The 18,397-nt window shown below is 50.9% G+C and carries 24 protein-coding genes; 8 read left to right on the top strand and 16 right to left on the bottom strand.

The window, feature by feature from the left end:
* Positions 1 to 17: 17 nt before the first annotated feature.
* The 12 genes from mgtE to LGV68_RS16220 all read right to left on the bottom strand — a co-directional run bounded on the left by mgtE (position 18) and on the right by LGV68_RS16220 (position 9,199).
* Complete coding sequence (mgtE, locus tag LGV68_RS16165) at positions 18 to 1,376, bottom strand: magnesium transporter (protein WP_020429062.1); 1,359 nt, start codon at positions 1,374 to 1,376, stop codon at positions 18 to 20.
* 114 nt (positions 1,377 to 1,490) lie between these two features.
* Complete coding sequence (locus LGV68_RS16170; RefSeq protein ID WP_202641019.1) at positions 1,491 to 1,769, bottom strand: HPr family phosphocarrier protein; 279 nt, start codon at positions 1,767 to 1,769, stop codon at positions 1,491 to 1,493.
* A 9-nt stretch (positions 1,770 to 1,778) separates the two neighbouring features.
* Positions 1,779 to 2,639: an RNase adapter RapZ gene (gene rapZ, locus LGV68_RS16175; RefSeq protein WP_055451912.1), complete on the bottom strand. Its 861-nt coding sequence runs from the start codon at positions 2,637 to 2,639 to the stop codon at positions 1,779 to 1,781.
* A gap of 7 nt (positions 2,640 to 2,646) precedes the next feature.
* Complete coding sequence (gene ptsN, locus LGV68_RS16180; protein WP_020329527.1) at positions 2,647 to 3,099, bottom strand: PTS IIA-like nitrogen regulatory protein PtsN; 453 nt, start codon at positions 3,097 to 3,099, stop codon at positions 2,647 to 2,649.
* A 1-nt stretch (position 3,100) separates the two neighbouring features.
* A complete protein-coding gene (gene hpf, locus LGV68_RS16185; RefSeq protein WP_020329528.1) occupies positions 3,101 to 3,388 on the bottom strand; it encodes a ribosome hibernation promoting factor in 288 nt (95 codons plus the stop codon).
* Positions 3,389 to 3,411: 23 nt separating this feature from the next.
* Positions 3,412 to 4,872: an RNA polymerase factor sigma-54 gene (locus LGV68_RS16190; RefSeq protein WP_158142569.1), complete on the bottom strand. Its 1,461-nt coding sequence runs from the start codon at positions 4,870 to 4,872 to the stop codon at positions 3,412 to 3,414.
* A gap of 50 nt (positions 4,873 to 4,922) precedes the next feature.
* On the bottom strand, positions 4,923 to 5,648 hold the full coding sequence (gene lptB, locus LGV68_RS16195) for an LPS export ABC transporter ATP-binding protein (RefSeq protein WP_020329530.1): 726 nt from the start codon (positions 5,646 to 5,648) through the stop codon (positions 4,923 to 4,925).
* Positions 5,649 to 5,654: 6 nt separating this feature from the next.
* Positions 5,655 to 6,149 carry a lipopolysaccharide transport periplasmic protein LptA gene (gene lptA / locus LGV68_RS16200; RefSeq protein ID WP_020329531.1) on the bottom strand — a complete coding sequence of 165 codons (495 nt, stop codon included), beginning with the start codon at positions 6,147 to 6,149 and terminating at the stop codon, positions 5,655 to 5,657.
* Entirely contained in the window at positions 6,130 to 6,693 is a 564-nt protein-coding gene (gene lptC, locus LGV68_RS16205; protein ID WP_020429055.1) for an LPS export ABC transporter periplasmic protein LptC, read from the bottom strand. Before lptC ends, lptA begins: the two co-directional genes overlap by 20 nt.
* Positions 6,690 to 7,247, bottom strand: coding sequence for a 3-deoxy-manno-octulosonate-8-phosphatase KdsC (gene kdsC / locus LGV68_RS16210; RefSeq protein WP_020429053.1), 558 nt, complete (start codon positions 7,245 to 7,247; stop codon positions 6,690 to 6,692). The genes lptC and kdsC overlap by 4 nt, the downstream gene beginning before the upstream one ends.
* Positions 7,247 to 8,221 carry an arabinose-5-phosphate isomerase KdsD gene (gene kdsD / locus LGV68_RS16215; RefSeq protein WP_020429052.1) on the bottom strand — a complete coding sequence of 325 codons (975 nt, stop codon included), beginning with the start codon at positions 8,219 to 8,221 and terminating at the stop codon, positions 7,247 to 7,249. The genes kdsC and kdsD overlap by 1 nt, the downstream gene beginning before the upstream one ends.
* Before the next feature lie 12 nt (positions 8,222 to 8,233).
* Positions 8,234 to 9,199 carry a calcium/sodium antiporter gene (locus LGV68_RS16220; protein WP_020329535.1) on the bottom strand — a complete coding sequence of 322 codons (966 nt, stop codon included), beginning with the start codon at positions 9,197 to 9,199 and terminating at the stop codon, positions 8,234 to 8,236.
* Between the two features lie 324 nt (positions 9,200 to 9,523).
* Here LGV68_RS16220 and mlaF point away from each other — a divergent pair, with 324 nt between their 5' ends.
* The 8 genes from mlaF (at position 9,524) to LGV68_RS16260 (ending at position 14,928) form a co-directional block, all read left to right on the top strand.
* Positions 9,524 to 10,327 carry a phospholipid ABC transporter ATP-binding protein MlaF gene (gene mlaF / locus LGV68_RS16225; RefSeq protein ID WP_020429047.1) on the top strand — a complete coding sequence of 268 codons (804 nt, stop codon included), beginning with the start codon at positions 9,524 to 9,526 and terminating at the stop codon, positions 10,325 to 10,327.
* Positions 10,317 to 11,108, top strand: a complete 792-nt coding sequence (mlaE, locus tag LGV68_RS16230; RefSeq protein ID WP_020329537.1) for a lipid asymmetry maintenance ABC transporter permease subunit MlaE — start codon at positions 10,317 to 10,319, stop codon at positions 11,106 to 11,108. Before mlaF ends, mlaE begins: the two co-directional genes overlap by 11 nt.
* Positions 11,109 to 11,110: 2 nt before the next feature.
* Positions 11,111 to 11,605, top strand: a complete 495-nt coding sequence (mlaD, locus tag LGV68_RS16235) for an outer membrane lipid asymmetry maintenance protein MlaD (protein ID WP_020329538.1) — start codon at positions 11,111 to 11,113, stop codon at positions 11,603 to 11,605.
* Positions 11,606 to 11,607: 2 nt separating this feature from the next.
* The gene (locus LGV68_RS16240; protein ID WP_075988107.1) at positions 11,608 to 12,267 is read left to right on the top strand and encodes a phospholipid-binding protein MlaC; all 660 of its coding nucleotides are present in this window, start codon (positions 11,608 to 11,610) and stop codon (positions 12,265 to 12,267) included.
* Positions 12,264 to 12,593, top strand: a complete 330-nt coding sequence (locus LGV68_RS16245; RefSeq protein ID WP_020329540.1) for a lipid asymmetry maintenance protein MlaB — start codon at positions 12,264 to 12,266, stop codon at positions 12,591 to 12,593. Before LGV68_RS16240 ends, LGV68_RS16245 begins: the two co-directional genes overlap by 4 nt.
* Positions 12,586 to 12,840 carry a BolA family iron metabolism protein IbaG gene (gene ibaG, locus LGV68_RS16250; protein WP_020329541.1) on the top strand — a complete coding sequence of 85 codons (255 nt, stop codon included), beginning with the start codon at positions 12,586 to 12,588 and terminating at the stop codon, positions 12,838 to 12,840. The genes LGV68_RS16245 and ibaG overlap by 8 nt, the downstream gene beginning before the upstream one ends.
* 9 nt (positions 12,841 to 12,849) lie before the next feature.
* The gene (gene murA, locus LGV68_RS16255; RefSeq protein WP_020329542.1) at positions 12,850 to 14,115 is read left to right on the top strand and encodes a UDP-N-acetylglucosamine 1-carboxyvinyltransferase; all 1,266 of its coding nucleotides are present in this window, start codon (positions 12,850 to 12,852) and stop codon (positions 14,113 to 14,115) included.
* Positions 14,116 to 14,187: 72 nt separating this feature from the next.
* Positions 14,188 to 14,928 carry a 1-acylglycerol-3-phosphate O-acyltransferase gene (locus LGV68_RS16260; RefSeq protein WP_020329543.1) on the top strand — a complete coding sequence of 247 codons (741 nt, stop codon included), beginning with the start codon at positions 14,188 to 14,190 and terminating at the stop codon, positions 14,926 to 14,928.
* A 55-nt stretch (positions 14,929 to 14,983) separates the two neighbouring features.
* Here the strand turns inward: LGV68_RS16260 and LGV68_RS16265 are convergent, their stop codons facing one another.
* From LGV68_RS16265 to argF, 4 genes are all read right to left on the bottom strand, one after another.
* Positions 14,984 to 15,373 carry a RidA family protein gene (locus tag LGV68_RS16265; RefSeq protein WP_020329544.1) on the bottom strand — a complete coding sequence of 130 codons (390 nt, stop codon included), beginning with the start codon at positions 15,371 to 15,373 and terminating at the stop codon, positions 14,984 to 14,986.
* 105 nt (positions 15,374 to 15,478) lie between these two features.
* Complete coding sequence (gene pyrI / locus LGV68_RS16270) at positions 15,479 to 15,946, bottom strand: aspartate carbamoyltransferase regulatory subunit (RefSeq protein ID WP_020329545.1); 468 nt, start codon at positions 15,944 to 15,946, stop codon at positions 15,479 to 15,481.
* A 12-nt stretch (positions 15,947 to 15,958) separates the two neighbouring features.
* Complete coding sequence (gene pyrB, locus LGV68_RS16275; RefSeq protein ID WP_020329546.1) at positions 15,959 to 16,888, bottom strand: aspartate carbamoyltransferase; 930 nt, start codon at positions 16,886 to 16,888, stop codon at positions 15,959 to 15,961.
* Positions 16,889 to 17,319: 431 nt separating this feature from the next.
* Positions 17,320 to 18,324: an ornithine carbamoyltransferase gene (gene argF, locus LGV68_RS16280; protein WP_202641017.1), complete on the bottom strand. Its 1,005-nt coding sequence runs from the start codon at positions 18,322 to 18,324 to the stop codon at positions 17,320 to 17,322.
* Positions 18,325 to 18,397: the final 73 nt, after the last annotated feature.

Below are 18,397 nucleotides of genomic sequence, written 5' to 3' on the forward strand. Positions count from 1 at the left end.
TTGCGTTGGATTTCACTTCAGCGGATAAACAGTGTCGCCAGCCCCAAAAATACCGAAAGGCCGACCACGTCGGTGACGGTGGTCAGCGCCATACCGCCAGCGAGAGCCGGGTCGATTTTCATTTTCTTGAGCAGCACAGGGATGGTGACGCCTGCCACACCAGCAACAAACAGATTGGTCATCATCGCCGCAGAAATAATGCCGCCCAGCAACCATTCGCCTTTCCACACCACGACAATCGCGCCGATGATCAGCGCCCACAGGATACCGTTGAGAAAGCCGATCGCCGCCTCTTTGAGCAGCAGTTCGCGCCGGTTACTGTCACCGATATGACCGAGAGCGAGGCCTCGAATCACCAGGGCTACTGTTTGGTTACCTGCGACACCGCCCATCGACGGTACGATGGTCATCAGGACCGCAATTGCCGCCATCTGTTCCAGAGTGGCTTCGAACATGTTGGATACCGAAGCTGCCGCCAGAGCGGCCAGTACATTGGCGCCCAGCCAGACGCTGCGTTTGCGCGCGGATTTGACCACGGGTGCAAAGGTATCTTCGTCATCGTCCATACCCGCCATACTCATCATCGAGTGTTCGGCGTCTTCACGGATCACGTCGACCACGTCATCGATGGTGATACGACCGACCAGATGCTGGTTCTCGTCCACCACGGGGGCTGAAATCCAGTTACGGCGTTCAAACAGGCTGGCGATGTCAGAGTCTTTGGTATCGACTTTGATCGCTTCGTCAGCGTCGTCCATCACTTCACTGACCTGGACATCCGGCTGAGTGGTCAGCAGGGTGGCCAGCGATAAATGGCCAATCAGTTTGCTGTCATCGTCAATGACATATAGGGCATCGGTGGCTTCGGGCAGTTCGCCTTTCATGCGCAAATAACGCAGGACTACGTCGACGTCGACGTCACCACGAATGGTGATCACGTCGGTATTCATCAGGCCGCCAGCGGTATCTTCCGGATACGCCAACGCGGTTTCAACGCGCAGTCGATCAGCGGCGTCCATTTGCGCCAGAACTTCACGGGACAGGTCGTCGGGTAAGCTACGCAGAACGTAAGCGACGTCATCCGTATCCATGCCCTCGGTGGCTTCCGCGAGTTTTTCCGGAGCCATTTTGGATACCAGCGCGTCTTTGACGTCTTCGCTTAGCTCGTCAAGGATTTCACCGTAATCTTCAGGATCGGTCAGTTGCCACAACACATCACGTGCTTTGCGGGGAGAGGCTTCTAACAGGCTGGCTATATCTTCCGGTTCCATGTCCTGCAATTGTCGGCGGACATGGACGAAGCGGCCGTTTTCCAGCGCTTCTGTGATTTCTTGGAGGGTTTGGTGAGCTTGGTCAAATTCGATTTGCTCGGCCATCGCTTCCCCCTAATGCTTGAATTGTGACAATGCGTTGAATAGTAACTTAATTTTAGGTCTTATTTAATACGTTATTATTAATCATGAGCATTTAATTTCGTTTTCGAAAGTGCGTCATTCTTCTTCTTCGAACTTATCTTCAATTAGGTGACATACGGCATCGAGCGCTTGCTCTGCCTGAGAACCTTCGGCGGAAATGGTGACGTTTTGCCCTTGCGCAGACTCCAGCATCAGCAGCCCCATGACACTGTCAGCCGTCGCTTCTTTGCCTTCCTGACTCTGAATGATCAGCACGGCATCAAATGATTGAGCCAGTTCAACCAGCTTAACGGCAGCGCGGGCATGCAAGCCCAGGCGGTTCTGGATCAGGACGGTACGGCTGGCTTGTGGCATATCATTTCCTTATGACAGATTTTTTTCCAACGAGGTGTGACGAATTTGTACCTGGTGACCCATTTCAGCAAAGTATTCGCCAAGCTGTTGGGTCAGGTAGACTGAGCGGTGTTTCCCGCCGGTACACCCGATCGCGATGGTCAGGTAACTGCGGTTGTTCTTTTCCAGCAATGGCAGCCAGTGCTCAAAGAACTTCTGAATCTGCAGCTTAAGTTCCATCACTTCAGCATGGCTTTCAAGAAACGATTTGATCGGTGCGTCCAGCCCGGTGAGCGGTCTGAGATCCGGTTCCCAGTGTGGATTAGGCAGAAAGCGCACGTCGAACACATAGTCGGCGTCGCTGGGCAAGCCGTATTTGAAACCGAAGGATTCAAATACCATCACCAGATCTTTGCGCTCGCGGCCTTCAACCCGCATGCGCACGGTTTCACTCAATTCATGCAGCGATTTGTTGCTGCTGTCGAGCAACAAGTCCGCCTGCTCTTTGAGCGGCTCCAGTAAACGGGTTTCCAGTTCAATCGCCTGAGCCAGCGTCGGCTTGCCTTCACTGAGCGAGAGCGGATGAATACGACGGGTTTCGCTATAGCGTTTCATCAGCGTCTCTTTGGTGGCATCCAGAAAGAGTACGCTGACATCGTTGTTTTGTTTGAGTTGGTCAAGAACATCCTCCACCAAGCCGGGTTCTTTCGGCAGGTTCCGGATATCGATACTCACGGCGACATTTTGTTTGCTGCCCTGAACCGATTGCATAAAGGCATGCAGCAAACCGACGGGCAGATTGTCCACGCAGTAGTAGCCCAGATCTTCCAGGACACGCAACGCGACGCTTTTGCCTGCGCCAGATTGACCACTCACAACAATTAAACGCATGGGGGACCTATTGAGGTTGGTTAACCATGATGTCGTACAGCTCCTGGTCACTGGTAGCACCGCGCAGCTGTTTCAGAGTCTGTTTGTCGTTCAGGCGTTCAGCCATGCAAGACAAGGTTTTGAGGTGTTCTTTACATTGAGCTTCCGGGACCAGCAAGGCAAACAGCAGGTCAACCGGACGATTGTCGATGGAGTCGAACTCAATCGGTTCCTCACACTGCACCAACACGGCCACAGCCTGGTCACTGGAGGTCATTCGAGCGTGCGGAATGGCGATACCGTTGCCAATCCCCGTACTGCCCATTTTCTCGCGGCTGAGCATACACTCAAACAGCTCAGTGGCGTTTTGACCCGTATGCAGCGCGGCGATTTCGCTGATGATTTCCAGGGCTCTTTTTTTGCTAGAACACTGGACTGCACTCTTGGTGCAGTCCAGTGAAAGTACTTCGCGTAATTGCATGTTAGTGGCTACTTAGCTTTTCTTTATGCTTGTTGAGTTGACGAGAGAGCTTGTCCACGAGGCCATCTATCGCTGCGTACATGATTTCATCTTCCGCAGTGGCGTGAACTTCTCCTTGGTTAATGTGAAGCGTAGCTTCAGCGATTTGGCGCGTTTTTTCAACACGTAAAATCACCTGAACAGTATTGATATGGTCGAAAAAACGTTCAAGTTTTTGAAATTTAGAGTGAACATAGTCTTGCATTGAATCGGTAAGATCAATGTGATGGCCTTGAATATTGATTTGCATAGACTTTCCTTCTCAGTTAGGCCTTATAGCAGGCGTTTGCGCTGACTTGAAGGGGCGATGCCCAAGGATTCGCGGTATTTGGCGATGGTACGTCTTGCCACCTGAATCCCTTGATCAGCGAGTAGAGCCGCAATCTTGCTGTCACTTAATGGTTTGGCTGGGGTTTCCGCAGCGACCAATTTTTTGATCAGTGCTCGAATCGCGGTAGATGAACATTCTCCGCCGTTGTCAGTACTAACATGACTGGAGAAAAAGTACTTCAATTCGAATATGCCACGCGGGGTATGCATGTACTTCTGTGTCGTAACACGAGAAATGGTCGATTCATGCATATCCACGGCAAGCGCGACGTCGTTGAGAACCATCGGCTTCATGGCTTCTTCACCATACTCGAAGAAATCACGCTGATGTTCAACTATGCACTTGGCAACTTTGAGCAAGGTCTCGTTTCGGCTTTCGAGGCTCTTAATTAACCATTTAGCTTCTTGCAGGTTGGTACGGATGTAGTTGCTGTCAGCACTATTTCCGCGCACCAGATCGGCGTATTGTTGGTTAATTTTAAGTTTTGGCACGCTATCCGGATTGATGGTCACAATCCACTTGCCATGCTCTTTAAATACCGACACATCAGGGATGACGTATTCAGCATGCTCTGATGCGATACGGCTGCCTGGTCTTGGGTCCAACTGCTGAATCAGCTGTAGCACTTCGCGCAACTCTTCTTCTTTGAGTTTAGTCTCTTTCAGAATGACTTTGTAATCGCGGTTGCCAAGAGAGTCGATGTACTGAGATAGGAGCGTCTTGGCTTCTTCCAGCCAAGGGGTGTCGGATGGGTACGTGGCCAGTTGCAGCAGCAGGCAGTCCTGCAGATTCAGTGAGGCAACGCCCAGCGGGTCGAACTGTTGAATGCGTTTGCGCACCGCTTCGATTTCATCCAGCTCAATCTCTTCACTGTTGAAGTTTTCCAGAATCTCTTCCAGAGATTGAGTGAGGTAACCGTAATCGTCGATGGCGTCGATTAATGCCAGAGCGATGGTGCGGTCGGTATCGCTGAACGGCGTCAAATCCAGTTGCCACAACAGGTAATCCTGTAGGGTCTGGGTCGTCTCGCCCTGATAGACAGGTGCGTCGTCATCGAGGGCAATGCCGGTGCTGCCAGTGTTGGCACTGTATACGTCATCCCAAGTGGTATCAATTTCCAGTTCGGCGCTGATTTCCGATTTTTCGATCAGTTCTGAGCTGTCTTGCGGTTCAGGTTCGGCGATGTCAGCACTGGCGTCTTTCTCCTCACTGGCGGTCGAATGTTCAGCGGCCGAAAACTCTTCCATTGATTCTTCAACATCCAGCAGCGGATTTGATTCCAACGCTTCCTGGATTTCCTGTTGCAGATCCAATGTCGACAGCTGCAATAAGCGAATCGCTTGCTGCAACTGAGGTGTCATGGCTAACTGTTGACCGAGCTTGAGCTGTAATGAGGGTTTCATTCAGTATTAACTGCCTTGTTTTTGTTAGAATTGATCTCAATCTACTCTAATCATAGACGGAATTGTTCACCGAGATAAACCTGTTTCACCTGCTCGTTGTTGAGCACTTCCTGCGGTGTTCCTTCTGCGATTAAGCGTCCCTGACTTACGATATAAGCTTTTTCACACACATCCAAGGTTTCACGAACGTTGTGGTCGGTGATCAACACCCCTAAGCCACGATCACGCAGATGTTCGATGATTTTCTTGATGTCGATAACCGAAATCGGGTCAACCCCGGCAAACGGTTCGTCCAGCAGGATAAACTGTGGGTTGGCGGCCAGTGCTCGCGCGATTTCCACCCGGCGGCGCTCACCACCAGACAGCGCCATACCGGCACTGCTGCGAATGTGCTGAATGTGGAACTCTTCCAGCAAATCTTCCAGCTTGTCCTGGCGCTCTTCACGCGTCATCTCTTCGCGTGTTTCCAGCACGGCCATGATGTTATCTTCCACTGACAGCTTACGGAAAATCGAAGCTTCCTGTGGAAGATAACCAATCCCCATGCGTGAACGGCTGTGCATTGGCAGGACACTGATGTCCTTGTCGTCAATGCAGATTTTGCCTTCATCACGGGCGACGAGACCGACAATCATATAGAACGAGGTGGTTTTCCCTGCTCCGTTCGGGCCAAGCAGGCCCACAATCTGGCCGGATTCAACCTGCAGGCTGACGTCCGACACCACTTTACGTTTTTTATAGCTCTTGGCTAAATGTTCTGCTTTGAGTATTGCCATAGGTTACTACTGCTGCGTCGCTTGAGGTTGAAGGACGGTAGACACACGGCCGCTGCCATTGCTGTCGGCAATCAACTTCTGCGAAGAAATTTTGTAGCGGATTTTACTGCCGCGGATTTCACTGTCGTCCTGGGACAACATGGCTTGATCGATCATGGTCAGTTCGTCATCTGCCATTTTGTAATACAGCTCTTTGGCTTCGCCGTATAGCGTTTTACCATCATCGGTCAGCTGCGAGAAGGTCGCCAGATTGCCGTAGCCTTCAATGTCCTGCACTTTGCCGGTTTTCGCGTCACGAATGACGATCAGTTTGTCAGCATTGATGTTGATGCTGCCTTGTTTGAGCTTCACGTCGCCCAGAAAGGTCACGCGGCTGCTTTTCATGTCCAGCTGCTGGCTGTCTGAGTCAATGTACACCGGCTGCTGAGAATCCGACGATAATGCCAGAGCGTGGCCAGAAGCCAGCAACAGTGCCAGAAAACTAAGGTGTGAGAGTTTCATATCTACCTTGTACATGGTTATACAGTACAGCCGAATGATCGCCAAAGTTGCCTTTCATCGCCTGTCCTTGAGTTTCAAACTGAGGACCGAGTAACTCAACGGGGTTGTCTGCCCAAAAATCGCGGTTATCGAGCTGAATGCTCATGCGCGATGTGGTGAGCGTGTCAAAACCGGAGTCTTCAAATAAATTCTTGACCAGTACGTCATCGTACAGCGTCAGCACATGTTCTTTGGTCAGAATGCCACGTTTTGCGGTGATCTCCCACTCTTGCGTGACGCCCTGTTGATACACTTTCAATACAGGGTATTCAAAAATGGTGTTGCCGCCTTTGGCATAGTGATCCAAATGCTTGGAGGTGATCACATAGCTTTTGATACCTTGCTGATCATACGTGATGTTGTCCAGATTTTTTCCGCTAAACATCGGCAGCTCAAGATTCGGAGCCACCTGAATTGCCGTGCTTTGTTCTTTGTCCAACAGGTAATAGGCAGACCATGATGCAACAAAGAAAAGTATCGCGTAAAGGATACGAGAAAAACTCATATACTCAGGCCTTTGTGTACGTCGAGCTCATTCCGTGCTTGTAAAATTAAATCGCACACTTCGCGTACTGCGCCGTGTCCGCCTTTGATGTGAGTGACGTAATTTGCGCGTTTGGCTAACAGCGGATGACCGTCGGCAACACAAACTTTTAGGGCCACTTTTTCCATTACGGGCCAGTCAATCAGATCATCGCCAATGTAGCCCGTGTGTTGTGGCTCAATGGCAAGACGCTGACAAATATCGTGATACGCTTTCACTTTGTCATCTTGACCCTGATAGATCAGTTTAATGCCCAGTGCTTTCATACGATTTTCAACGATTTGAGATTTTCGGCCGGTAATAATAGCGATCTCAATGCCAGCGTTCATTAACGATTTTACGCCATATCCGTCACGGGTATGAAACGTTTTCAACTCTTCACCCTGATTGCCCATGTAAATCAGGCCGTCAGAAAACACGCCATCCACATCGCAGATCAGCAGTTTAATCTCTTTGGCAATCGCCAGCAGAGCAGCATCCACGTCGCCATACAAGGTTTCGATAGTTTGGCTCATCACATGACTCCGGCTTTGAGTAAATCGTGCATATTCAGCGCGCCGACCAGCTTACCGTCTTCTACCAGCATCAAACCGTTGATGCGTTTGTCCTGCATCAGATTAAGGCCTTCGACGGCAAGCAGGTTCGGAGAGGCCACGGTCGGGTTACGGGTCATCACTTCGCTGATGGTCGCTGTGTGAATATCAATGCGTTTGTCCAGAATCCGGCGCAGGTCACCGTCGGTAAAAATACCAATCATATGATCATTACCTTCCACTACAGCGGTCATCCCCAGCCCTTTCTGGCTGATTTCCAGCAGTGCGTCACGTACCAGTGCGGTGGGCTGGACTTTCGGCAGTGCTTCACCCGAGTGCATGATGTCTTGTAGTTTCATTAGCAGCTTACGCCCTAAAGCGCCCCCCGGATGAGACAAGGCAAAATCTTCGGCGGTGAAACCGCGAGCCTGAAGCAGCGCCACAGCCAGTGCATCACCCATCACCAGTGTTGCGGTTGTACTGGATGTCGGCGCCAGACCCAGCGGACAGGCTTCTTTAGGGACGGTGATTTGCAAGTGAATGTCAGCCAACTTGGCCATATTCGATTGCGGGTTGCCCGTCATGCTGATGATGCGATTGTTCAGACGCTTGAGGACCGGGAACAGCGCCAGAATTTCGGATGATTCGCCGGAGTTGGAGATGGCCAGCACAATATCGCCGCTTTCAATCATGCCGAGATCGCCGTGTGACGCTTCGCCCGGATGAACAAAGAATGCCGATGTGCCGGTACTGGCCAGCGTGGCAGCAATTTTTTTACCGATATGGCCAGACTTACCAATCCCCATCACAACTACTTTACCGCTGTTATTGGCCAGGATCATCTCGCAGGCACGGCAGAAGTCGTCATTAAAGTATTGGTCGAGTTGTTGCAGACCTTCGATCTCCGTTGCCAGCACCTGCTGAGCAACACTGCGGTAGTCAAAGTGATCAGACATCCTAAACTCCAGTTAAGCAGCCATATTCATAAACAGGTAAACCTGGTACGCAAGAAATGCCGCAAATAGGATTGCTCCTTCGATGCGGTTAATACTGCGAGATTTACCCAGTGCCATCAGAACCAGCAGTAATGAGACTGCCAGCATCACCCAGAAATCACGTCCCATAGCATGTGAGCTGAGAACTGACGGATTCAGGATCCCCGGCAGTCCCATAACTGCCAGAATGTTAAATACGTTGGAGCCGATGATGTTACCTACGGCCATGTCATCTTCGCCTTTGAGAACGCCTGCCAATGAGGCGGCCAGTTCTGGCAGGCTGGTACCGATCGCGATGATCGTCAAGCCAATCACCAGATCGCTCATACCGAAATATTTAGCGATAATGACGGAGTTGTCGACCAGTAAACTGGCTGCAAGTGGCAGCAGGATCAGACCGATCGCGACCCACATGACGGCTTTCCAGTTGCTGACACCTTCCGGGATCTCCGATTCGTGTTCTTCCAGCAGCGTATCGCCATTTTTCTGTTCACTGCGGCTGATTTTCAGCATCGCCAGAATAAAAGCGGCAAACAGGACGAACAGCAGAATGCCTTCGTAAAAACCAAGATGGTTATCCCACAACAGTGCGCCCGCCAGTAATGTGACGGCAATCATCAGTGGAAGTTCACGGCGAATAACAGTGGAACTAATAGAAAGTGGCTTAATCAAAGCGGTTATGCCAAGAATTAATGCGATGTTGGCAATGTTAGAACCGAGGACGTTACCTACGGCGGTATCGGTTTTACCATCGAGAGCGGCGGTTGCCGACACCATCATCTCAGGAGCGGATGAGCCCATGGCCAGAATCGTCATGCCGATGACTAAAGGAGAAATGCCAATGTTGCGCGCTAAGGCTGCGGATCCAAAGACCAGTTTATCGGCACTCCAGACCAGAAGAACGAGACCTACAATAAGAAACGCAACGGCTTCAAGCATGACAATTCCTAACTTTATGAAAAATTAAATGAGTAACCGCCAATTTTGACTTGTTGGTCATTAAAAGGGAAGCCGAAGATACAATTTATTGTCTCATTTTCACTGTTCATCATCGCTGCCAACGAGCGTGTTTACCCGGTTGCTTGGTGTGCTTTAATTCAAGCGCTTGATGAGTTTATCAACAAAAGATTCGTATCAACTGAAAATCGTTCTTAAATTCAGTTTGAACACGAAATGTAATTGAACGGTGCTTTTAATTTTTGGGCAATGTGCTTATGATTGCCCATTCCTTGGATGGAAATCCCACAATAGCGAATCGCGAGTATGTCCGAAACCGATCTAGTGACCATAAACAATCTGACGTTTTCCCGTGCTGAGCGAGTGATTTTTGATGATATCAGCCTGCATGTTCCCAAAGGGAAAGTGACCGCCATTATGGGGCCTTCCGGGATTGGTAAAACCACACTGTTGCGCTTAATCGGCGGACAGTTACTCCCGGAACATGGCGATATCTGGTTCGATGGCCAGAACATTCCCACTCTGACTCGCAGTAAACTCTATAAAGCCCGCAAAAAAATGAGCATGTTGTTCCAGTCCGGCGCACTGTTCACCGATCTTAATGTCTTTGATAACGTCGCGTTTCCGTTGCGTGAGCACACAGAACTCGACGAATCCCTGATTCGAACTCTGGTGCTGTTAAAACTCGAAGCGGTTGGTTTGCGCGGTGCGGCGCAACTGATGCCAAGTGAACTCTCCGGTGGGATGGCTCGCCGAGCGGCGCTGGCGCGGGCGATCGCGCTCGACCCGGAGCTGATCATGTTTGATGAGCCCTTTGTCGGCCAAGACCCGATCACCATGGGTGTTCTGGTTGAGCTGATTCGTAACCTCAATCAGGCGCTTGGCGTAACTTCTGTGGTGGTATCGCATGATGTACCGGAAGTGATGAGCATTGCCGACTGGGTTTATCTGCTGGCCGACGGCAAAGTGATTGCCTTTGGCACGCCACAAGATCTGGTCAATAACAGCGATCCGCGTGTGCAGCAGTTTTTACAAGGCGAAGCCGACGGTCCGGTGCCTTTCCGGTTTCCGGCTCAGCCGATAGAAAAGGATCTTTTCCATGTTGGATAATCTGCAGCGCTGGATCGGCGGAGTCGGACGACGCTTCTTTGCAATGTGCGAATCGTTTGGCCGTGCCAGCCTGATGCTGTTTGGTGCGCTGGCCGGGCGTCCGCGTCCGATTCAGAATTTACCTTTATTAGTCAAACAACTTTACAGCGTCGGCGTTCAGTCTCTGGCGATTATTGTCGTTTCTGGTCTGTTTATCGGCATGGTGCTCAGTCTGCAAGGCTACGTGATTCTGGTCGATTACGGCGCGGAAACCAGCTTGGGTCAGATGGTCGCTCTCTCCTTACTGCGTGAACTTGGCCCGGTGGTGACCGCACTGCTGTTTGCCGGACGTGCAGGCTCTGCTCTGACGGCGGAAATCGGCCTGATGAAAGCGACCGAACAGTTGTCCAGCCTGGAAATGATGGCGGTTGACCCGCTTAAGCGTGTCATTGCGCCGCGTTTGTGGGCTGGCTTGATTTCGATGCCGCTCTTGGCGATGATTTTTATGGCGGTCGGTATCTGGGGCGGTCAGTTGGTCGGCGTTGACTGGAAAGGGATTGATCACGGCAGCTTCTGGTCTGCGATGCAGGCATCGGTCGAGCTGGGTGAAGATATTGGCAACAGTGTGATTAAGTGTGTGGCGTTTGCCATCACCGTCACCTGGATTGCTCTGTTTAATGGCTATGATGCGATTCCGACCTCTGAAGGCATCAGCCGTGCGACAACACGAACCGTTGTGCATTCGTCCTTAGCCGTGTTGGGGCTGGACTTTGTACTTACCGCATTGATGTTTGGGAACTAATCATGCAACAAACACGAAAACTAGAATTTTGGGTAGGCAGTTTTGTGCTGGCAGGAATTTGCGCAATTCTGGTGATGATTTTTCAAGTCGCTGACGTGAAAGGGCTGGGCTCCAACGATACTTATTCGGTAAAAGCGGAGTTTGATAACATCGGTAGTCTGAAAGTACGTTCACCAGTCAAAGTTGGTGGCGTAGTGGTGGGACGGGTCGAATCGATTTCGCTGGACAAAGAGCGTCTGATCCCGTCCGTAACTTTGGCGATTGACAGTCGTTATAACCAGTTTCCGGAAAACTCCAGTGTGCAGATCCTGACGTCTGGCCTGATCGGTGAACAGTACATCAGCTTGATCCCGGGCTTTGTGTTTGAGGATGAAGGCATGCTGAAAGACGGTGACCGTATTGAGGACACCAAATCGGCGCTGGTACTGGAAGATTTGATTGGTCAGGTGCTGTACAGCGTCGGCGGATCAGATAAAGACAACAAGAAGAGTGAGTAATCATGCTGAGTAAAACTAAGTGGCTGAAACAATACGTTATTCTTCTGGTGAGTGCGTTGCTGACCTGGACGGCAAATGCCGCGCAGGAGATTGATCAGACCGATCCGTATCTGATGATGAAGCAGGTAGCGCAAAAGTCGTTTGATCGTCTCAAAGCTGAGCAGGATCTAGTGCACAAAGATCCGGAACATCTGAAGGTGATCGTTGAACAAGAGCTGATGCCTTACGTCAACGATCAGTATGCGGCGCTGAAATTGCTGGGTCCAAACCTGAAAGGGGCAAAGCGTGAAGATGTGGCGAGGTTCATCACCGCATTTCGTGCTTATCTGGTGACCAGTTACGCTCAGGTACTGACTCAGTACAGTGATCAGACGATTGAATTCGGTCCGGAACAGGCGGTGGGCGATGATCGCCGTATCACCAGCGTGAAAGTCGACATCGTCGATACTCCGCGTCCGAATATCAAACTGGAATTCAAACTGCGTAAAGAGAAATCCGGCGAATGGCGTGCGTTCGACATGATTGCTGAAGGTATCAGCCTGTTGTCGAGCAAACAGTCGGAGTGGAATGGCAAGATTCGTCAGGAGGGTATTCTGGCGGTGGCCAAAGAGCTTGACGATTTGGCAGCACAACCGATTCGCTTTGAGAGTAAAACCCAATGAGCCATCCACAATGGCAACAGCTAAACCCTGAACAGGCGGAGCTGAGCGGAGCGTTAGACCGCGATACCGTACCTGGGTTGTGGACAGTTTTGCAACAATGGCAGCCGCAAGGTGCGCATTGTGAGCTTTCCCTGAAATCGGTGACACGTATCGATTCTGCGGGGATGGTGATGTTAATTCACTTATTAGAGCATGCAAAAAAGCAAAACTGTCATATAATGCTGAGTTTTGTGCCAGAGCAACTGCGCACACTGTTTCAGTTGAGTAACATTGACGCAATGATGTCTCGACACATTAAACAACCAGCAGGGGTGAATTGTGGATAGCGCACAAGTACAACAGATATTAGAACAAGCACTCAATCTTCAAGAGATTCACGTCAAAGGTGAAGGCAGTCACTACGAAGTGATTGCTGTTGATGCCGTTTTTGAAGGCATGAGCCGTGTGAAGAAACAGCAGCTGATCTACGCTCCTCTGATGGAGTACATTCAGCGCAATGATATTCATGCTGTGTCAATCAAAGCGTTCACGCCTAGCGAGTGGGCTCGCGATAAAAAGTTGATGTCGCTATAAGGTTTGTGAATGGATAAGTTTCGAGTTATTGGGTCCAATAAACCGCTGCAAGGCGAAGTGACCATCTCTGGTGCAAAAAATGCTGCACTTCCAATTTTATTTGCTTCTATCCTGGCGTCTGAGCCAGTAGAAGTTGCTAACGTTCCTCACTTACGTGACATTGACACCACCATGGAGCTGCTTAAGCGTCTGGGTGCCAAAGTTGAACGTAACGGTTCTGTCCACGTCGATCCAAGTCAAATTGATCAATACTGCGCACCGTACGATTTGGTGAAAACCATGCGCGCATCAATTTGGGCTCTGGGTCCGCTGGTGGCTCGTTTTGGTCACGGTCAGGTGTCACTGCCTGGTGGCTGTGCGATCGGTGCTCGTCCGGTGGATTTGCATATTCACGGTCTGGAGCAACTGGGTGCTACCATCGCTCTGGAAGACGGTTACGTGAAAGCGACCGTTGATGGCCGCCTGAAAGGCGCGCACATCGTGATGGACAAAGTCAGTGTCGGCGCCACCATTACCATCATGTGTGCTGCAACACTGGCAGACGGTAAAACCGTACTGGATAACGCAGCGCGTGAACCAGAAATCGTTGATACGGCGATGTTCCTGAACAAGCTGGGCGCGAAGATTAGCGGTGCCGGTACTGATACTATCACCATCGAAGGCGTTGAGCGTCTGGGTGGCGGTAAACATTCAGTGGTGGCAGACCGTATCGAAACAGGTACGTTTCTAGTGGCGGCCGCGGTGTCACACGGCAAAGTGGTGTGTCGCAACACCAACGCCAAACTGCTGGAAGCCGTTCTGGCTAAGCTGGAAGACGCGGGAGCGCTGATTGAAACGGGTGAAGACTGGATCAGCCTTGATATGACGGGGCGCGATCTCAAAGCCGTCTCGATTCGTACCGCGCCACACCCAGGTTTCCCAACCGACATGCAGGCTCAGTTTACCCTGCTGAACATGATGGCTAAAGGTGGTGGCGTGATTACTGAAACCATCTTTGAAAATCGTTTCATGCATGTGCCAGAGCTGATGCGTATGGGCGCAAAAGCAGAAATTGAAGGCAACACGGTGATCTGTGGTGATGTGGATTCTCTGAGCGGTGCTCAGGTGATGGCCACTGACCTGCGTGCATCGGCGAGTCTGGTGATCGCGGGTTGTATTGCCAAAGGTGAAACCATCGTTGATCGTATCTACCACATCGACCGTGGTTACGAGAAGATCGAAGACAAGCTGTCGGCTCTGGGCGCAAATATTGAGCGTTTCCGCGAGTCGAGTTAAACTGCCGACTTATCAATGGGCCGAAATCCAAGGGTTTCGGCTTTTTTATTCTAGCTCCTTTGGAGAATCTGGATGATTGCTTTACTCCGTATTCTTGCGGTGGCGTTGTTTGCTGTCGTGATGTTTGTGTTCGGTTGTGGTTACTGCCTGCTTAGCCCGCGTAACCCGAAGCACGTATTTACCTTTGGTCGCATGTTTGGTGCGATGTCCAAAGTGTTTGGCATTAAGCTGGAATTGCGTATTCCGGATGATGCTTACAATCGTGGCCAGGCGATTTACATTGCCAACCACCAGAACAACTGGGATTTGTTTACCGTCTCTTCCGCGGTGACCCCAAAAGTGGTGACCGTCGGCAAAAAGAGCCTGGCTTGGATGCCGCTGTTTGGCCAGCTTTACTGGCTGACTGGTAACATTCTGATTGACCGCGCGAACAAAACCAAAGCCAAAGGCACCATCGATCAAGTGGTCGATAGCATGAAAAACAGCGACGTGTCGGTGTGGATGTTCCCGGAAGGTACCCGTTCACGCGGCCGTGGTTTGCTGCCGTTTAAAGCTGGTGCGTTTCACGCTGCGCTAGGGGCAGGCGTGCCTATCATTCCGATTGTATGCAGCTCGACGGATAAACTGCGCCTCAACCGCTGGAACAACGGCCACATCATTGTTGAAATGCTACCGCCAGTGAGCACAGAAGGCATGGGTAAAGAGCACGTGCGTGAGCTGTCGCAGCGTTGTTATCACGACATGAAAGCTAAACTGCAAGAACTGGATGACGAAGTGGCGATGCGCAATGCTAAGAAAGCGACGTCTAACTGATTTCAGTCCAATAAAAAAAGGTTGCTCAATGAGCAACCTTTTTTGTTTTCATCACCTACTTGCGTACGGCAATGGCTTCAATTTCGATACCCACATCTTTTGGCAGACGAGCCACTTCCACGCAAGAGCGTGCAGGGTAGTGAGCGACTTGGTGCTCATCAAAGAATTTGCCGTACACTTCGTTTACGGTGCCGAAGTCGTTCAGATCTTTAACGAACACGGTCATTTTCACGATGTCGCCGACAGTCAGACCAGAGGCCTCAACAACGGCTTTGACGTTGTCCAGAGACTGGCGTGCTTGTGCCGCGATGTCTGCTGGTACTTCACCCGTCGCTGGGTTTACTGGGATCTGGCCTGAAGTCAGAACCATGTTGCCAAGATCAACGCCTTGAATGTAAGGGCCAATAGCTGCAGGTGCAGAGTCTGTATGCAGAACTTTTGTCATGCTTGTTATTCCATTGGTTAAGCAAAAAAACGAGCGGTCAGTGTGCCTGTTCTTGGCGGCGAGGTAAAGAGCCGACCATGGATTTCACCCGGCCGGCCTCATGGCTTACGCTTCGCGTTCGGTCACGATTTCGCGTGAGAACACTTTCTCGCAGTACTTACATTTCAGGCGAATGTCGTTAGCCTTTTCAAAAATGCGGAAGCTGCTTTCCACCGGCTCGTTGTGCGAAATACAGTTGCTGTTCGGGCAGGCAAACACATTGTTGATGCGCTCAGGCAGTTCCAGTGCCAGTTTCTTCACCACCTCGTAGTTTTCAATCTGGTTCACGGTGGCGTGCGGTGCGTACAGCGCCAGCTTATTGGCTTGCTCTTCACTGATGAACACGTTCTCGATTTTCAGCAAATCTTTATGACCCAGCGCCGATGAAGGCAGGTTGAGGCCAATCGTCACACGCTGGTTGGAATTGTGCATATCAAACAGCTTCAGCACTTTTACGCCCACTTTCGCCGGAATGTGGTCAATCACTGTGCCGTTTTTAATCGCTTCAACTTGCAGTTTGGTTTCTTTACTCATGACAGACTCCGGTTACAGTGATTCGTTCAGAACAAGGGCAAGCAGGGCTTCACGCGCGTACACGCCGTTTTCTGCCTGTTGGAAGAAGTAGGCGTGCGGTGTTTTGTCGACATCGGTCGTGATCTCATCGACACGTGGCAGCGGGTGCAGCACTTTCATGTTTGGACGGGCATTGTCCAGCATTGCCGCTGTCAGTACGTACGCCGACTTGATGTGGGCGTATTCGGATTCGTCGAAACGCTCCTTCTGCACGCGAGTCATGTACAGAATGTCCAGTTCCGGAATCACGCTTTCCATGTCGGCGTGCAGGCTGTATTCGACGCCCGCTTCGTCCAGCTCTTCACAGATGTAGTCTGGCATCGCCAGTGCTTCCGGTGCGACGAAGAAAAAGCGGTTATTGTTGAATTTCGCCAGAGCCTGAGCCAGAGAATGCACTGTGCGGCCATATTTCAGGTCACCGACGAACGCAACATTCAGGTTGTCGAGACGGCCCTGAGTTTCAAACAGCGTGAAAAGATCCAGCAGCGTTTGGCTTGGGTGTTGGTTGGAGCCGTCACCGGCGTTGATGACGGGCACACCATTGGAAAATTCAGACGCCAGACGCGCCGCACCTTCCTGTGGGTGACGCATCACGAAGGCATCCACGTAAGAGGAAATCACCTGCACTGAATCAGCCAGTGTTTCGCCTTTTTTGGCCAGAGAAGTGTTACCGCCGTTATCAAAACCAATCACGCTGCCACCGATACGCTGAATCGCCGTCTCGAACGACAAACGAGTACGGGTCGATGGTTCAAAGAAACAGCTCGCGACGACTTTGTGTTTGATCAGTTCCGGATTAGGCTGAGCTTTAAGCTGGCCCGCGGTGTTTACAATCAGTTCCAGTTCTTCACGTGAAAGCTCAGAAATGGAGATGATGTGCTTTTGATAAAGCGAATTCGCCATGATCTTCTTCCCTATAAATGTGTAGCAATACCCGGCTTTTAGCCATAAAAAAGCCCCCCGATCTGGGAGGCTTTAAAAATCAATAGAGGGGGCAAATACGACGCCCTGTAAGCATGCTCGCTTACCGAATGTGTAATGTGTTACCTGGACTTGTTTCACCGGCTACCCCTCAGACAAATTGCTCGGCATTATACGCCTAAGTGGTGTGAGCGCAAGCGATTAACTCACAATCTTCTTCATCCTGGTCACTGGCGCGTTGTTCGCTGCTTTCGCTCGCCCGAATCACATACGGATGTATGCTCATCGGGTCTCGTTCAATGGCGGCCTAGCGACAGCACCCATGATTTTGAAGCGATTTCGGCATCTTAGTCACTGGCGCGTTGTTCTCTGCTTTCACTCGCCGCAATCACTTATTGAGCCTTCGGGGTGAATCAGGAACCCAGCGTCGCGACCATGACAGCTTTGATGGTGTGCATGCGGTTTTCGGCTTCGTCAAACACGATGGAGTAGTCGGATTCAAACACTTCTTCCGTCACTTCCAGCCCTTTCATGCCGTATTTTTCGGCGACTTGTTTACCGATGGTGGTTTCATCGTTGTGGAACGCAGGCAGACAGTGCATGAATTTGACGTGCGGATTGCCGGTCGCTTCGATGGTGTGCATGTTGACCTGATACGGTTTCATCATTGCAACGCGTTCATCCCATGCATCGGCAGCTTCACCCATTGAAACCCACACATCAGTGTAGAGGAAATCACACCCTTTGACGCCTTCGGCGACATGTTCAGTCAGAGTAATGCGGGCTCCGGTTTGCTCGGCAATCTGCTGGCAGGTTTGCACCAACTCGGCGTCTGGCCAGAACGCTTTTGGTGCAACCAGACGGATATCCATGCCCATTTTCGCGGCGCCCACCATCAGTGAGTTGCCCATGTTATTACGTGCATCGCCGAGGTAAGCAAAGCTGATTTCGTGCAGCGCTTTACCGCGACCGTGTTCTTGCATGGTCAGAAAGTCGGCCAGAATTTGCGTCGGGTGGAATTCATCGGTCAAACCGTTCCAGACGGGAACGCCGGCGAACTGGCCGAGTTCTTCGACGATTTCCTGACCAAAGCCACGATACTGAATACCATCGTACATGCGACCGAGCACGCGCGCGGTGTCTTTCATCGACTCTTTGTGGCCGATTTGCGAGCCCGACGGGCCGAGGTAACTCACCTGAGCGCCCTGATCAAATGCCGCCACTTCAAAAGCACAGCGGGTTCGAGTAGAGGACTTTTCAAAGATGAGTGCGATGTTTTTACCCGTCAGGGTTTTCTGCTCGTTGCCCGCGTATTTTGCGCGTTTCAGGTCGGCAGATAGGTCCAGCAGAAACTGAATTTCTTTCGGCGTGAAATCGAGCAGTTTGAGAAAATTGCGGTGACGTAAATTGAAAGCCATATCTCAGTCCTTAGCTGTAACAATTGAGTACGGCTAGTAAAACATACAAATGCTATAAAAGTGAATAATTATT

This window comes from Vibrio sp. LQ2, from assembly GCF_023920125.1.
In the GTDB taxonomy this organism is placed as follows: domain Bacteria; phylum Pseudomonadota; class Gammaproteobacteria; order Enterobacterales; family Vibrionaceae; genus Vibrio; species Vibrio fluvialis.

Excerpts from the sequence above, each read along its gene's own strand:
- murA (WP_020329542.1), top strand. The coding sequence starts at position 12,850 with ATGGATAAGTTTCGAGTTATTGGGTCCAATAAACCGCTGCAAGGCGAA.
- hpf (WP_020329528.1), bottom strand. The coding sequence starts at position 3,388 with ATGCAAATCAATATTCAAGGCCATCACATTGATCTTACCGATTCAATG.
- LGV68_RS16260 (WP_020329543.1), top strand. The coding sequence starts at position 14,188 with ATGATTGCTTTACTCCGTATTCTTGCGGTGGCGTTGTTTGCTGTCGTG.
- mgtE (WP_020429062.1), bottom strand. The coding sequence starts at position 1,376 with ATGGCCGAGCAAATCGAATTTGACCAAGCTCACCAAACCCTCCAAGAA.
- kdsC (WP_020429053.1), bottom strand. The coding sequence starts at position 7,247 with ATGAGCCAAACTATCGAAACCTTGTATGGCGACGTGGATGCTGCTCTG.
- LGV68_RS16240 (WP_075988107.1), top strand. The coding sequence starts at position 11,608 with ATGCTGAGTAAAACTAAGTGGCTGAAACAATACGTTATTCTTCTGGTG.
- lptB (WP_020329530.1), bottom strand. The coding sequence starts at position 5,648 with ATGGCAATACTCAAAGCAGAACATTTAGCCAAGAGCTATAAAAAACGT.
- kdsD (WP_020429052.1), bottom strand. The coding sequence starts at position 8,221 with ATGTCTGATCACTTTGACTACCGCAGTGTTGCTCAGCAGGTGCTGGCA.
- lptA (WP_020329531.1), bottom strand. The coding sequence starts at position 6,149 with ATGAAACTCTCACACCTTAGTTTTCTGGCACTGTTGCTGGCTTCTGGC.
- pyrI (WP_020329545.1), bottom strand. The coding sequence starts at position 15,946 with ATGAGTAAAGAAACCAAACTGCAAGTTGAAGCGATTAAAAACGGCACA.
- rapZ (WP_055451912.1), bottom strand. The coding sequence starts at position 2,639 with ATGCGTTTAATTGTTGTGAGTGGTCAATCTGGCGCAGGCAAAAGCGTC.
- LGV68_RS16170 (WP_202641019.1), bottom strand. The coding sequence starts at position 1,769 with ATGCCACAAGCCAGCCGTACCGTCCTGATCCAGAACCGCCTGGGCTTG.
- mlaD (WP_020329538.1), top strand. The coding sequence starts at position 11,111 with ATGCAACAAACACGAAAACTAGAATTTTGGGTAGGCAGTTTTGTGCTG.
- argF (WP_202641017.1), bottom strand. The coding sequence starts at position 18,324 with ATGGCTTTCAATTTACGTCACCGCAATTTTCTCAAACTGCTCGATTTC.
- LGV68_RS16245 (WP_020329540.1), top strand. The coding sequence starts at position 12,264 with ATGAGCCATCCACAATGGCAACAGCTAAACCCTGAACAGGCGGAGCTG.
- ptsN (WP_020329527.1), bottom strand. The coding sequence starts at position 3,099 with ATGCAATTACGCGAAGTACTTTCACTGGACTGCACCAAGAGTGCAGTC.
- LGV68_RS16190 (WP_158142569.1), bottom strand. The coding sequence starts at position 4,872 with ATGAAACCCTCATTACAGCTCAAGCTCGGTCAACAGTTAGCCATGACA.
- pyrB (WP_020329546.1), bottom strand. The coding sequence starts at position 16,888 with ATGGCGAATTCGCTTTATCAAAAGCACATCATCTCCATTTCTGAGCTT.
- lptC (WP_020429055.1), bottom strand. The coding sequence starts at position 6,693 with ATGAGTTTTTCTCGTATCCTTTACGCGATACTTTTCTTTGTTGCATCA.
- LGV68_RS16265 (WP_020329544.1), bottom strand. The coding sequence starts at position 15,373 with ATGACAAAAGTTCTGCATACAGACTCTGCACCTGCAGCTATTGGCCCT.
- mlaF (WP_020429047.1), top strand. The coding sequence starts at position 9,524 with ATGTCCGAAACCGATCTAGTGACCATAAACAATCTGACGTTTTCCCGT.
- mlaE (WP_020329537.1), top strand. The coding sequence starts at position 10,317 with ATGTTGGATAATCTGCAGCGCTGGATCGGCGGAGTCGGACGACGCTTC.
- LGV68_RS16220 (WP_020329535.1), bottom strand. The coding sequence starts at position 9,199 with ATGCTTGAAGCCGTTGCGTTTCTTATTGTAGGTCTCGTTCTTCTGGTC.